13 protein-coding genes are annotated in these 14,004 nt (G+C 42.7%); all 13 read right to left on the bottom strand.

The features are described 5' to 3' along the window. Positions 1–84 precede the first annotated feature (84 nt). Positions 85–570: a DUF3368 domain-containing protein gene (locus tag HY035_04805; GenBank protein MBI3377709.1), complete on the bottom strand. Its 486-nt coding sequence runs from the start codon at positions 568–570 to the stop codon at positions 85–87. Further along, complete coding sequence (locus HY035_04800; protein ID MBI3377708.1) at positions 557–799, bottom strand: UPF0175 family protein; 243 nt, start codon at positions 797–799, stop codon at positions 557–559. The genes HY035_04805 and HY035_04800 overlap by 14 nt, the downstream gene beginning before the upstream one ends. 103 nt (positions 800–902) lie before the next feature. Continuing rightward, a complete protein-coding gene (locus HY035_04795) occupies positions 903–1,349 on the bottom strand; it encodes a four helix bundle protein (protein MBI3377707.1) in 447 nt (148 codons plus the stop codon). A gap of 61 nt (positions 1,350–1,410) precedes the next feature. Beyond that, positions 1,411–4,470, bottom strand: coding sequence for an Eco57I restriction-modification methylase domain-containing protein (locus HY035_04790; protein MBI3377706.1), 3,060 nt, complete (start codon positions 4,468–4,470; stop codon positions 1,411–1,413). A 109-nt stretch (positions 4,471–4,579) separates the two neighbouring features. After that, a complete protein-coding gene (locus HY035_04785; GenBank protein ID MBI3377705.1) occupies positions 4,580–4,882 on the bottom strand; it encodes a P-II family nitrogen regulator in 303 nt (100 codons plus the stop codon). Between the two features lie 28 nt (positions 4,883–4,910). Further along, positions 4,911–8,114: an efflux RND transporter permease subunit gene (locus tag HY035_04780; GenBank protein MBI3377704.1), complete on the bottom strand. Its 3,204-nt coding sequence runs from the start codon at positions 8,112–8,114 to the stop codon at positions 4,911–4,913. A gap of 107 nt (positions 8,115–8,221) precedes the next feature. Then, positions 8,222–9,457, bottom strand: coding sequence for an efflux RND transporter periplasmic adaptor subunit (locus tag HY035_04775; protein ID MBI3377703.1), 1,236 nt, complete (start codon positions 9,455–9,457; stop codon positions 8,222–8,224). Beyond that, positions 9,454–10,818: a TolC family protein gene (locus HY035_04770; protein ID MBI3377702.1), complete on the bottom strand. Its 1,365-nt coding sequence runs from the start codon at positions 10,816–10,818 to the stop codon at positions 9,454–9,456. Before HY035_04770 ends, HY035_04775 begins: the two co-directional genes overlap by 4 nt. A 25-nt stretch (positions 10,819–10,843) precedes the next feature. Continuing rightward, positions 10,844–11,236, bottom strand: coding sequence for a FixH family protein (locus tag HY035_04765; protein MBI3377701.1), 393 nt, complete (start codon positions 11,234–11,236; stop codon positions 10,844–10,846). Next, positions 11,233–11,508 carry a YHS domain-containing protein gene (locus tag HY035_04760; protein MBI3377700.1) on the bottom strand — a complete coding sequence of 92 codons (276 nt, stop codon included), beginning with the start codon at positions 11,506–11,508 and terminating at the stop codon, positions 11,233–11,235. Before HY035_04760 ends, HY035_04765 begins: the two co-directional genes overlap by 4 nt. 202 nt (positions 11,509–11,710) lie before the next feature. Then, a complete protein-coding gene (locus tag HY035_04755) occupies positions 11,711–12,013 on the bottom strand; it encodes a hypothetical protein (GenBank protein MBI3377699.1) in 303 nt (100 codons plus the stop codon). A gap of 13 nt (positions 12,014–12,026) precedes the next feature. After that, entirely contained in the window at positions 12,027–12,353 is a 327-nt protein-coding gene (locus HY035_04750) for a hypothetical protein (GenBank protein ID MBI3377698.1), read from the bottom strand. A gap of 248 nt (positions 12,354–12,601) precedes the next feature. Next, entirely contained in the window at positions 12,602–13,960 is a 1,359-nt protein-coding gene (locus tag HY035_04745) for a HAMP domain-containing histidine kinase (GenBank protein ID MBI3377697.1), read from the bottom strand. Between the last annotated feature and the right edge of the window lie 44 nt (positions 13,961–14,004).

Below are 14,004 nucleotides of genomic sequence, written 5' to 3'. Positions count from 1 at the left end.
GATTATCTTCCTTCCTCATCTGCAACTGTAATTTCTCTTTCTACTGATGGAGGGATTGAGTTTTTTTGTAGCGTTCAAGCACTTTTATATTTCTTCAACCGTATTAATCGCTTTCTGCAAAATATCAGGATGAATCCTGAAGTTCTTAGCCTTCATTTTTTCAAACAGAGATTTTGCCTCCGTCTTATCTATTATTCTGTCCTTCACTGCCTTTAAAATAATACCTATTGTACCGGCAACAGCAAATCCTTCTTCTTTTGCAGCTTTTCTTACCTTTTTCTCATTGGATAGAAATAAAGTTGCCTTCAACTCCTCTCCGAGAGCTTTTACATGGGCTTCTCCGGCATGGATATGGTGCCTTTTTGCAATATCACGCGCCTTGTCCTTTGAGATTACAAATACTTTGAGAAAAGAATTCAAAGCTTTTTGCAGTTCGAAATCCTCTTTGATAAGGATTTCAGATTTTATATATTCGGGGATAGCAACTTCTCTGTAAAGAGATCGAAGGAGAGAGAGTTTTTCGAGTTTTAAAAGGTGGATCAAAACATCGGAGTCGCTAACTACGCGCATAGGATATATCTTCGTCAAGCTCTTCCGTGCCGTAGTTTATGTATGTCTTCCTCTTTGTCAGGATAGAGAGCATCTCCTTTAGCCCGATACCCAACGCCTCAGCCGCCTGCCTGAGGGTAAATGAACCCTCCCTGTATAGCTCAACCACAAGGGTTTCACTGACAAACCTGTCATAAGGCTCCTTCATATGCTCGGTTATTTTTTCTGGTATCTTGACCGATATTTCCATTGGATGCCTCCTTTTGATTGATTATAGCATAAGGGCTGCAAAGCAGATTCAATATTCAAAATTCAATATTCAATTTTTGATTTTTAAATTTTGAATGTTGAATTTATTTCCTTTCGTAGAATTCACGCACAACTTCCGCTGCTTCGTCACGAAAACTCTTATGCTCTGTCCTGAATTTCTCGCCTTTAAGCCTTGAGCCTTTCAGATATTGAATTAACCCCGAAAGCTGGCCGGAAATATCAATGCAGAGGTCTCTCCCTTCTTGAAATTCCTCTTTTGTTATGTAGCCTTGATCAAGAGAAGCATACAGCTGTGTCCTGACTTCTCCTGCAGAACCTTTGGCGATATAAAGGAATTGGATAAATTCAGTATTTGAGCCCCTCTCAAAACCTTCCGCGATGTTCGACATGACGGAAACAGCCGCTCTTCTGATTTGGTCTGTAAGGCTGAAATCTTTTGAGAATTCTTTATTCTTAGTGAGGCGATAGATGAAATTAACCAACTCTCTTGCCTTCTTCCATACATCAATCTCCTCAAAAGACCTCGCCATGTTTTTCTCCTTTCTTGAATCTTGAATTTTAAATTTATTTTGAACCTTGAATTCTTAATCTTTAATTTTGAATTTTCAATCTTGAATCTTGAATTATCCTTTTTCCCTCCTCCGTCACCCCATAAAGACCATACACAATATCATCAATTTTCTCATCGGTAATTGCAATCTCACGCTCTATCTTTTCGCGCTCTGAGGACGGCGGAAGGGCGTTTTTCTTTTTGTGCAGGTCGAGCATACGGTCAACGAGGGAGACGAGTTTGTCGTGAATGGCTTTTTCAGTGAGGTTATTGAAGTCAATGGTGCGGATGGGAAGGTGCTCTATGTACTGACGATTTAGAGCAATGTAGCCACCTCTAAAAGTCGTACTAATCGATTTTAAATAGTTGCTTAAGAGGGCAGAGTTTAGGAGACCTAATAGATAAGAATAAGATATGTTCTGTGTAGCTGCCAAGGAAATGCCATAGCCGCCACCGCCACCGCCTCCGCTCCCGACAAAATAGTATTCTCCACTTATGTCGGCTGCAAAACAACTACCTGTTCCAATTGAAGGCACAAGGAGCTTAGGTGTTGCCAATCGCGTGTGATTTTTCTTATAAACGTATCCATACCATTCAGTGCGCTGAATTTTCCCTTTATTCCGCCGTATGAGCAGCGGTTTATTATCGACTAAGTATTGCCACGTCAATGGAAAGTCCTTTCCATATTGAACAGCATCGATAAGCTGGGATTTCCCATCAACTATTTTGTATGGAAATATTAGGCGCTTATTAACATTAACAAGCTCATACCTTCTTACATTCAACGATCCTTTGACAAACATTTTCAAGTGATTGTCTTCAAGCCAATGGGTTTGTCCGGTTGCCTTGGAATAACACAACACCTGTCCGTCTTTTCTTTGTCTTTCTTCTAAGATGTACACATCATCTGCATCCGTCTGAAGCCCGACAAATATATCTGCAATGTCTTTTAGTTTTACGGGCATTTTCTTTAAACGGTTGAATATCGTAGCTGCATCCCCTATCGCAAGATTCCACTCCGATGCACCGATATCAGCGGAAGGAATGGTTCCTCTAATGGCTTGACCAGTAACACGCCAGAGTGACAGGTCTTGAACCTTCACAAAATTCAACTTTTTGGTGGGTGATTTATCGAGAAGAAGCAGACAGGTATAGGTCGTTGCACCCTCAAATACTTGTTGATCGCCGAAATGAACGACCTCTGATAAATGCTTTCCTTTAGAAATGATGCCTCTCAGAGGCTCTCCATATTGAGTTTGGAAAAACTTGTGCGGCAAGATAAAGCCGAAGCGGCCTTTCGGATTGAGAAGACTTAATCCCTTCTCGACAAAAATCACATAAATATCATAGTTCCCTTTGCTTGCTGAAACATAATGCTGTTTATAATGTGCGACTTCATCCGGTGCCCATTCTTTCATTGCCTGAATTCTTACATACGGCGGATTGCCGATAATCACATCGAACCCTCCGCTCTCCATTATCTCCCCAAACCCAACTGACTTTGAATTCCAGTCAAAGGGATTAATCCTGCTCTTTGTTTCATCGTCAAAAAGATTTCCCTGATCCAATATGTCATAACCGATAAGACTGTTCCCGCATTTGATATTGTTGCTCAAAGGAGGAAGAAGGTGCTGCTTTTTTGGAAGCATTCCACGCTCGCCTTCGAGGGCTTTCAGGTATAGGCTCATCATTGTTATCTCTACAGCCTGCGGGTCAATATCAACTCCGAAGATGTTGTTTCTTAAAATCATCGCCTTTGTGCGTAAGGGAAGCGCCAGGTCCTCCGGCCCTACTTTATGGTAAAAGTCAAAGAATTGTGTCTGTGCCTCTTTGGTATGCTTACGATAATATTCAAGATGATAATCCAGCAGGTATTGATATGCGCCAAGCAAAAAAGAACCTGAGCCGCAAGCAGGGTCAAGTATCTTAATCTTTTCTATCTGTTTCGGTGTCTTGCCCTCGATGAGTTTTCCGACTGTATTTTTGACAATGTAATCAACAATGTATTTCGGAGTATAATAAACGCCGCCTGCCTTTCTTACCTCAGGCTTTTCCTCAACCTTTACCCTCTGCGGAGTTACCCTTATCGTGCTTCCAAGATAACGCTCATATATGCTTCCCAAGAGTTCAACGCCGATGGCGTCAAACCTGTATCTGCTCTTCGGGAAATAGAGGTTCTCTATAATCTCTGCAATGAGGTTTGAATCAACATCTGCTCTCTCACATGCGTGAGGTTTAAAAATATCGCCGTTTAAATCATCGTTCACTTCATGGAAGAGGTCAAGGAGATGGCTCATTATGGATTTTCTCTTGCCTTCTTCTTTCCAGAGGGCCACAATCTCCATTAATTCCTTATCAGGCCGTATCCTTCTGTCCTCTGCAATCCTTATGAAGATAATCCTGTCGAGGAGTTTCTGGACCACATCATTCAATAACTTCACATCGAATTCTGGATTCCTCTTATGAAGGTCCTTTGCGAGTTCTGTCCTCCATTCTGTTAAATCTTCAAGGAATGATTTGTCAGGCGGAATCCTGAGCCTCTTGCTCTTTGTGTCTTTTGGCAATAGGGCTTCCAAAGAACCCTGTTCAATGCGCTCTTTTGAAAGCTCCCAAAGTTTTTCTATGTTATTGAGGTAATCAGTATGTTTGAGGCCGAGGATTAATCCTTCATCAGGGAATTTCGGATTTGGCTTTAAAGATGCGTCATAAAGCCTGAACTCTTCAAAATCAGTGAGGACTACGAAATAGACCTCTTTTGTGGACCACGCATAGCTCTTTGCCTGAAGTATGTGGTTTATGTCATCAAGGGCCACAGACGGGGCCTTTGCCTCGACAAAAAATTTTGTTGCCCCGTTAATCCTGAAATTATAATCCGGCCTTCCTGTTGTTTCAGGAGAAAGCTCAACTATAACATCCCTTTCATGCGGAGGCTTCTGCGCCTTGTTTTCTATGTCCCAGCCGAGGGCTTTGAAAAATGGATTAAGGAAATCCAGCCTTACTTGAGCTTCGGGGTAGCCTTTCGAGACATAGTGGGCTTTGTCCTTCTCGAACTTTGCGATCAAGGACTGGAGTTTTTCTCTAAAAGAATTAATGTCTGCCATATTTAACAGAACCGGATATTTCAGACATTATAGAGTGTAGAAAACAGTGAGGTCAACAGGAAAGACGGGTGGATTTAAAGAAGATATGCACTTTGATGGCTTATTGTTGTTATTTTATCTTCTCCATAGTCCTTATTTTTATGAGATGGTCAACAGGGCAGACAGCTATTATGCCGTCGCCTGCAAGCCCTGTATGGGCATTTTTTAGAATTATATCCGAGACTTCGGCGGCCTTTTCCTGCGGAACAATAATCTCAAGCCTCTTGTGAACGGCATACTGTTTGAATGCTTCAACCTGTTCACCTATGCCTTTGACCTCTGAAAGAGATATGTTTTTAATGCCGATATGTTCAAGGTCTTTTATAACCTTTTCTGCGGATGTTGTCTTTATAATCGCTATAATTAATTTCATGGTTGCCCCCTTATTTCTACCTTTAGATTTATTTTTTCTCTCTAAACTCCCTTCCTTTCCATATCATATAGATCGCGGGATAGATAACCAGTTCCAGAATTGTTGAAGTGATAACTCCGCCTACCATCGGGGCTGCAATGCGTTTCATAACGTCCGCGCCTGTTCCGTGGCTGAACATGATAGGGATAAGGCCTGCAAGGATTACGCTTACAGTCATTATCTTCGGACGTATTCTTTTTACTGCGCCGTACATTACTGCTTCTTTTAAATCAATAATGGAATTAAGCTTGCCTTCCTTTTTCCATTTTTCGTATGCAAGCTCAAGATACAGGAGCATGACAACGCCTGTCTCTGCATCAAGCCCGGCAAGAGCGATGATGCCGACCCATACGGCAATGCTCATGTTGTAATTTAAAAGATAAAGAAGCCAGAATGAGCCTACAAGGGAGAATGGAACCGCAAGAAGCACTATAAATGTCTTAGTCACTGACTTTGTGTTCAGGTATATAAGCACAAAGATTATCAGCGCTGTAAGCGGGATGACAAGTTTGAGCCTTTCATGTGTTTTTACGAGGTGCTCGTATTCACCGCTCCATTCAAGGCGGTAGCCTTCCGGGATTTTCATAGAGGCGACTTTCTTTTTTGCCTCATTGACATAACCTCCGATATCCCTTCCTGTGAAATCTATATATACATAGGCGGTCAAAAGCCCTTCTTCACTCTTTATCTGTGTGGGGCCTTTTACAATTTTTATGTCAACAAGCTCGCCGAGAGGAACCTGAAGTGTTTTCATGGATACGGGCTGCACTGCTCCCATACCTGACTGTTGGCCGCCGAATCCGCCTGAGGAGGGGAATGCTGAAGGCTGATTCATAACAGGCACGAGAACCCTTTTGAGTTTATCAATGTCATTTCTCAATTCCCTTGAATAGCGGACATTCACAGGATAGCGTTCCCTGCCTTCAACAGTAATTGTCAGGTTCATGCCTCCTACAGCAGTCTGCACTACTTCCTGAATGTCATCAACATTTATTCCATACCTTGCGGCTTCCTCACGCTTGATATTAAAGTCCAGAAAATATCCTGTTGTCACTCTTTCCGCATAGACGCTTCTTGTGCCCGGAATATCTTTAATGAGGTTCTCCAACTCCAGTCCGAGTTTCTCTATTTCCTCAAGCTTTGGGCCTAAAACCTTGATTCCTACAGGAGTTCTTATGCCTGTAGAGAGCATGTCAATGCGGGCTTTTATCGGCATTGTGAAGGAATTTGCAACTCCCGGAATGCTCAATGCGTCGTTCATCTCATTCTTTAACCCTTCAACTGTCATCCCCTTTCGCCATTCTTTTTCGGGTTTAAGATTTATAACTGTCTCGAACATCTCTAATGGTGCAGGGTCTGTTGCCGTCTCTGCGCGGCCTGCTTTTCCGAATACCTGCTCAACTTCGGGAATCTTCTTCAGAATCTTATCCTGCAGTTGAAGGAGTTTTGACACTTCAGTTATTGAAGCCGCCGGCACTGTGACAGGCATATAAAACAATGTCCCCTCATAAAGCGGAGGCATGAATTCCGAGCCGAGTTTTATAAATGGATAGACAGTAATCGCCATGATGATTATTGCAATGACAATAACGCTTTTTTTGAATCTGAGCGCGAGGGCCGCGACAGGCTCATAGATTTTGTGGAGGATAATGCTTATAGGATTTTTATCTTCCGGCTTTATCTTCCCGCGTATGAAGAGCGTCATCAACACAGGCGTCAACGTAATCGCAAGGAAAGATGAGAAAAGCATTGCAAAGGTCTTTGTGTATGCCAGTGGTTTAAATAATCTTCCTGCCTGTGCCTGAAGCGTAAATACAGGCAGAAATCCTACGGTGATTACAAGCAGCGCAAAGAAGAGAGAAGGGCCGACCTCCTTCGCTGCATCGATAATCACTTCCACCCTGCTGCCATGGCTGCCGTGCAGTTCCCACTCTTCAAGTTTTTTATGCGCATTCTCAACCATTATTATTGATGCATCCACCATTGCGCCGATTGCAATTGCAATGCCGCTCAGGCTCATGATATTTGAAGTGACGCCGAGATAATACATGCATATAAATGAGATGATGATTGCAATAGGCAGAGTGAGAATGACAACGAGCGCGCTCGGAAGATGGAATAAAAATACTATGCATACGACGCTGACTGCTATGGAGAGCTTTATGATTTCTTCTTTGAGTGTGTCAATGGAGCGGTGTATAAGGTCAGTCCTGTCATAGGTTGTGATAATCTTCATTCCCTTCGGAAGGCTCGGCTCAATATCATTCTTAATCCTTTCTTTAACCCTGTCTATGACATTGAGGACATTTTCGCCGAATCTTATAACTACAATGCCTCCTGCCACCTCGCCTTTTCCGTCAAGCTCAGCAAGCCCTCTTCGTATCTCAGGCCCGAGCTGTATGTTCGCTATGTCTCTCAGGAATACAGGCGTTCCCGCGCCGCCTGTACCAACAGGAATGTTTTTGAGGTCGTCAAGTGTTTTGATATAACCTCTTCCTCTTACCATATATTCAATGCCCGAGAATTCAAGCACTCTGCCTTCCACATCTTTATTGCTTTTCCTTATTGCATCCATAACTGTGGTTATCGGAAGGTTATATGCAAGAAGCTTGTTAGGGTCTATTGTTATCTGATACTGCTTTACGAACCCGCCAATGCTTGCAACCTGAGAGACACCCGGCACACCCTCAAGTGCAAGTTTTATGTTGTAATCCTGCACAGAGCGAAGTTCTGAGAGGTCGTGCCTGCCTGTCTCATCAACTACAGCATAAGAGAATCCCCATCCCACGCTTGTTGCGTCAGGCCCCAAAACAGGATTGACTTCAGCAGGGATTTTATTTTTTACTGACTGAAGGTATTCAAGCACCCTGCTGCGTGCCCAGTAGATATCTGTCCCTTCTTCAAAGATTACATAGATAAACGAGCTTCCGAGATAAGAGAACCCTCTTACAACCTGAACCTTTGGCGCTGCAAGGAGCGTTGATGTTATCGGATAAGTTATCTGGTCTTCAACAAGGTCAGGGCTTTTTCCGGGCCACTCCGTATAGATGATTACCTGAGTGTCGCTTAAATCAGGTATTGCATCAAGCGGAGTATTCTTAAGCGCCCAGTATCCCCATGCTAAGAGGAAAAATACCAGCAGAAAGATTATGAATTTGTTCCTTGCGCTTAGTTCTATTATTTTAGCAATCATTGTTGTTTAGTATCAGTGTCAGTGATTAGTGTCAGTTTTTTCCGTGTCAATGTTCAGTTTTCTGAGTCTGTTCACTGGCACTGTACACTGTCACTCTTCACTTTCTTTCAATGTTTATGCCCTTCAAGCGGCTTTATCCCTTTTAACTGAGCCTCTGAGTCAATAAGGAAGTTGCCTGACGACGCCACTTTTTCCCCTGCCTTTATTCCTTTGAGAACTTCTGCCATGCCCTCTGCCTTAAGCCCTAACATAACCTCTCTCGGCTCAAAATACCCTTCTCCCTTATCAACGTAAACTATCTGCCTTATTCCGGTATCAATCACAGCGCTTTCAGGTATAACAAGTTTACTGCCTAAGTTGATTTTTACCTCTACGTTGGTAAACATCTGTGGTTTGAGCTGTCCGCCCGGGTTTGCTATTGTGAACCTTATCTTTGCTGTTCTTGTTTCTCCTGCAAGTGAAGGGTAGATGTAGTCAATTGTTGATGAAAATTCCCTGCCGGGGAAATAGCTCAGGCTTATCTTTGCGGTCTGCCCTGTTTTCATTAAATGCACTTCATATTCGTATATATCCGATACTATCCAGACCGTGGAAAGGTCTGCAATATCAAATAGCTTTTCACCTGACATAACGCGCATTCCCTGCAATGCTGTTTTCTGCACGACATAGCCGCTTGCAGGGCTGTATATGGTTAATGTTCTTATAGGTTTTCCTGCCTCTTCAATTTTTTTAATCTGCGCATCGTTTATGTCCCATAACCTCAGCCTCTGTTTTGCCGCTTCAATTATTGCCTCAGCATCCTTTGAAAGCATTTTGCCTAAGGCGCTGTCTTTGTCTGCGCCCGGTTTTGCCCACTTAAGCGCGTTTAAGAATTCCTGCTGAGTTGCGACAAGCTCAGGGCTATAAATCTCTGCAAGCGGCTCGCCTTTTTTGACATACTTTCCTGTGTAGTTCACATAAAGTTTTTCAATCCAGCCTTCGAACTTTGTATTGACAGTCGCAAGCCTTCTTTCATCGTATTCAATACGGCCAACTGTTCTGATAATTTTCTGCAGCGGCTTCACAGACGCCGCAACTGTTTTTACGCCTATCAACTGCTGTTTTTCAAGAGGAATCTCGACAGTTGGGGCTTCCTCTGTCTGCTCTTTCTGCTGCGTTTCAACCCGAGCCTGCGGCTCTTTACTCTCTGCGGTATGTCCCTGATGTGCAGGAGCCGCTGATTGCACAGATGCCGGCGGTTTGTTTTTTACAGGGCTTTTCAGGAACTCCGGCTTTAAGAGATAGAATATTAATCCTGCTGTCAAAATCAGTCCGATTATAATTATGAGATTTATTTTTTTCATTTTTCTTTTTCTCCCTGAATGACGCTCGCCTCAATTTTATTCTGAAGAGCAGGGCGTACTGAGTGCTGATTGCTGACTGCTGTTATCGCCTCAAGCCTCGCTGTTGCCTTCTCTCTTTCCGTAAACTGCCCCCAGTATAAAAGCTCATAGTCAATAAGTGATTTCAGCCTTGTTATGACAGTTATTGCCTCGACTTTTCCTGTTACATATCCGGCAATTGCGAGTTCAAAATCCTGATATGCCTTGGGTATAAGTCCATTCCTGTACAGCTCCGTTAATTTTTCCGCAGCCTTAATCATAGAGTAGTTTTCTCTTATATTGGATGACAGCATTAACTTAACCGCCTCAAGTTCGTGTTTTGCCTCTGAAAGGGCTGATTCTGCCTCAAGCACAGCCATTTTCTGTTTTGTTTTATAAAAAATAGGTATGTTGATTGTGGTTGTGAGGCTCCACATATCTTTGAACTCTCCCCTCCGCTCAAAGACTGAGCCGGCAATGGTGAAATCAGGATAATATTCCTTCTCAGCCATATTAACCTTTGCCTTTGCCGAGGCAATCATCTTTTCTCTGGATTTTATCAGAGGAGAATTTGAGTATGACATTTTAAGAAGTTCATCCATGCTTGGGTTATACGAAACATAAACAGGTTCAACAGGCCTTCCGAGAGGCGAATTAACATCCCGGCCAACGGTTGTGTTTAGCATCGCCTCTATGGATCGCAGCTTTTGTTTCAGCATCTCCTCTTTTTCAAGCAGCATGTATTTTTCTGTTTGAGCCATTAATACTTCCTGCTGCGGCGCCATGCCTGATGAGTATCTTGCAATGGCTGCATCCTCTATCCTTGAGAAAAGCGAATTCTTGTCTTTAATGATGTCAATGTCTCTATAGGTGAGGAACAGGTCATAGTAAAGTTCTTTTATTCTCGCTATTGTTGTGAGCTTTGCGGATTCGTATAATGCCTTTAGGCTTTCAGAATCTCTAAGAGCCATCTCTCCCTTTAACGATAGCTTCCCGGGGAATGGGAACATCTGAGATGCAGAGAACATCCACTGTGCGCCCTGCATCTCGCCATAAGTGTATCTGTCGTATCCTTCATTCTGATAGCCGAACATGAACATGGGGTCAGGAAGGCTCTGTACCTGAGGTATCTTGTATTTTGAAGTGGATACCTTTAATCCTGATACAATGAGGTCATGATTGCTCTTCAGCGCCTCGTCTATCAGGGGCTGAAGTTTCAGTTCTTCGGCAAAAGCATTTTCAGTAGACAGTAAACAGTAGACAGTAAACAGTAAAAGAATTAGAAATTGAGAAGTTGAGAAGTTGAGAAGTTGTGCATTGGAGGTAATATTCTTATCTTCCAAACTTCTTATCCTCTTATCTTCTATCTTAGTGCGCATCCGCATTGAATTTTACCGTTGTGGTTTTACCGCTCCTTGTTATTTTTACTGCGACATTCCACGCACCTGACATGGAGAGATTCATCTTTGCCTTGTATTCATAGCCTTTGAGTTCTGTGTCTGTCTTGTAGTTCGAGGCAGGCATACCAGGCATGGCAGGCATGGAATATTCAACCTTCACCTTTGCATCGGTCACATATTTACCCGATGCATCTTTAATTTCTACTGTGATATTATTGTCGCCCACTACAGGCGGGTTTTTGTCGATTTTTATCTCCACATCGTATTCCCCTGCCTTTTTCTTTACTTCATAATCTTTTGCATAAGCAATGCCCGCTATTAAAAGCATGATTAAACTGAATACAGCAAACTTTTTCATCATTTTACCTCCAATTGTTTATTTTTACCATTATATTTCTCAGGGTCTTTTTTGAACTCTTCAACGCACATCGGACAGCAGAAATTGTAGATTTTGCCATTGTATTCGTATGTTGCTTTCGTCTTTTCATCAATTTTTTCGCCGCTTACAGGACAGATTTTATTCCCAACTGCTTCTGCCTTTTTTACCTGCTCAGTGGTATTTGCCTGTTCCGCTGCATAAGTAACTCCTGCAACCAAAAGTAGCGCCAATGTAAATACAGCCAATCTTTTCATATTTTTCCTCCTATAATTTGTCATTCCCGCGAAAGCGGGAATCCAGTATCTTTCCATGTCTGGATTCCGTGTCAAGCACGGAATGACAGACTTTTCTCCTTTATCTCTTGTATTCCTTTTCAACTATTTCCTTTATCTTTTTAACAGAATAGCCTTTTTTGTAAAGTTCGGAAGCCCGCAGGGCCTCCCCCATGCAAATGTCTCACATCGCTGCATGGTTGTCAACATAACAGCTTAAAAGGCTCTTATGTTTGAATGCCGGAGACTCCTCGTAATAGCAATAGCAGTAAATGCTGTCAAGAACCCATGGGATCTCTTTCGCAATCTGATACGCCTTTTTTATTTTAGCGTTATCGGAAAAGATGTTTGGATCAAGGGTGGGTCTTTTTTCCCCCATTCTCAGAGATTCGTCTTTCTTGATGGTCTGGGCTGCCGCTATATCAGAACCGAGCAGCAAAGTCATTGCGATAATAATCACCCACGCTGTTAATACATTCCACTTCATAAACTCACCTCCTCTAATATATTGATCTTATCTTTCCTGTTTTACAGTCAAGGACAACCCTGTCAACTAAATCCTTGTCTTTGTAAATCTCTGCCTCTATGAACCGTCCTTCTTTTTTCGTTATGGCAATAGTCATCCCTTTTTCTTTGTAATATTTTTCAAGCGCTTTGACTGCCTCTTCATGCTTTACCTCTTTTTTACAATACCCGTATTCACCGCAGATGGGGCATGAAACGCCATAGGGTGTAACGCCTTTCTCCGGCTCCTCTTTTTTCGTTTCTGCATGGATATTGGCTGTTAGAATTCCACTCAGGGCAACTATGAATAACCATTTTGTCATGGTTAAAACATAGCATTCAATAATGAAGGAATTATGAAGAGAAAAGAAAAATTATGGAGAGATTTTTTGAAACGAAAACTTACAAGGAGGCTGGGGCTCCTTATTTCTGTCATTCCGCACTTGATGCGGAATCCAGTTTTTTCTTTTTCTGGATTCCTGCTTTCGCAGGAATGACGACATATGACTAAAGTTGTTTTGATTTAGATACCCTGCGGTCTTGCCGCTGGGTAGTTCATTGGGCGCTGTTCTCAGGCGCCTTTTATCGGCAGGAACACCCTGAATGTCGTTCCTTTATCTATCGTGCTTTTTACCTCAATCCTGCCAGCCATCACTTCAACGAGCTCCTTGACTATTGCAAGGCCAAGCCCCAGACTCTCGGTATCTGATTTGGCCCCTCTGTAAAAACGGTTGAATATCAAAGGAATCTCGTTTTCAGGTATTCCCCTGCCTGAATCTCTTATCTCAATAAAGAACATTTCTCCTTCGGTTCCGTAGTCAATACGGACACCGCCTTTTTCCATGAACTTCAGGGAATTGGAGATTATGTTTCTTGTTATCCTTTCAAGTTTTTCAATATCTGTGGAAATAAGAAGGCCGTCTGCCCTTAGAATCTTTATCCCAAGTCCTTTTTGTTTAAATGCAGGAAGCATCTCATCGCAGATTCCAGAGAGAAATTCCATGAGGTTTATCTCTGCGGTCTCTCCTTTAGTAAAAAAACTCGCCTCTGCCATCGTAATATCTTCTATGCCTTTGACGAGCTTTATCAGCCTGTCAATCTCGTTTTTGATGTTCTCCAGTCCTTTTTCTCTTTCTATCACTCCATCAGCTATAGCCTCTGCATGGGTCTTAAGGATTGTCAGGGGTGTTCTTAGTTCATGCGCAATATTGGAAAAAAGATGTTTCCTGAGTTCCTCTTCCCTCTGAAGAGACTCTGCCATTTTGTTGAAAGCTGCTGACAATTTTCCTATCTCATCATGGGATGAGGCGCTTGTCCTTACCATGAAATCTCCGTCTGCAATCTTCTCTGCTGCCATTTTTAAGTTCATTATCGGCTTTGAAAGATAGCGGCTCAGAAGGAAGGCTATAAGCAGCGAGCCTCCGCCTGCAATCAGAAACGATACATAAAGGAAATTTTTTGTCCTTTTTTTGAATATGGATTCCTTTTCCTGTATCTCCTGTTTTTGAAATGGCTGTGAAAGAAGCGTCCCGATTTTTTTGCCCTTTGCATAAAGCGGGTAGTCAGTGAATTTTCCCTCTGCTTCGTGCGCGTGAACATGGAAGTGCTCATCCATTCTTCGCTTCATGGATTCAGAAAGGGATTCCATCACCTCGTGAGATGAGATGATTTCTTTCCCTGCATTATCAAGAACCTTCACGTTAAGTCCGAGCATCATGGCCCAGTGTATGGATTCAGAGAGAGAGCCCTTGTTCCATTTCCCGTCAGAATAGCTTCCCTCAACAGATGCAAGGGTCCAGTAAAACTGGTCTTCCCTCACTCCGCTGACATAATTGTCAAAATCCCTGATTATCAGCCATTCAAAGATGAAGTTTGAAAAAAGCGCTGCCAGGATTATTGCTATGAAGGCGAGAAATATTTTTGTTTTCAAGTTAGCATGCCCTTTCTGTCATTGCGAACGGAGTGAAGCAATCC

Source organism: Nitrospirota bacterium, assembly GCA_016195565.1.
GTDB lineage: Bacteria > Nitrospirota > Thermodesulfovibrionia > Thermodesulfovibrionales > UBA1546 > UBA1546.
Note: the sequence above shows the minus strand (reverse complement) of the source record. Positions and strands in the feature narration are given on the sequence as shown.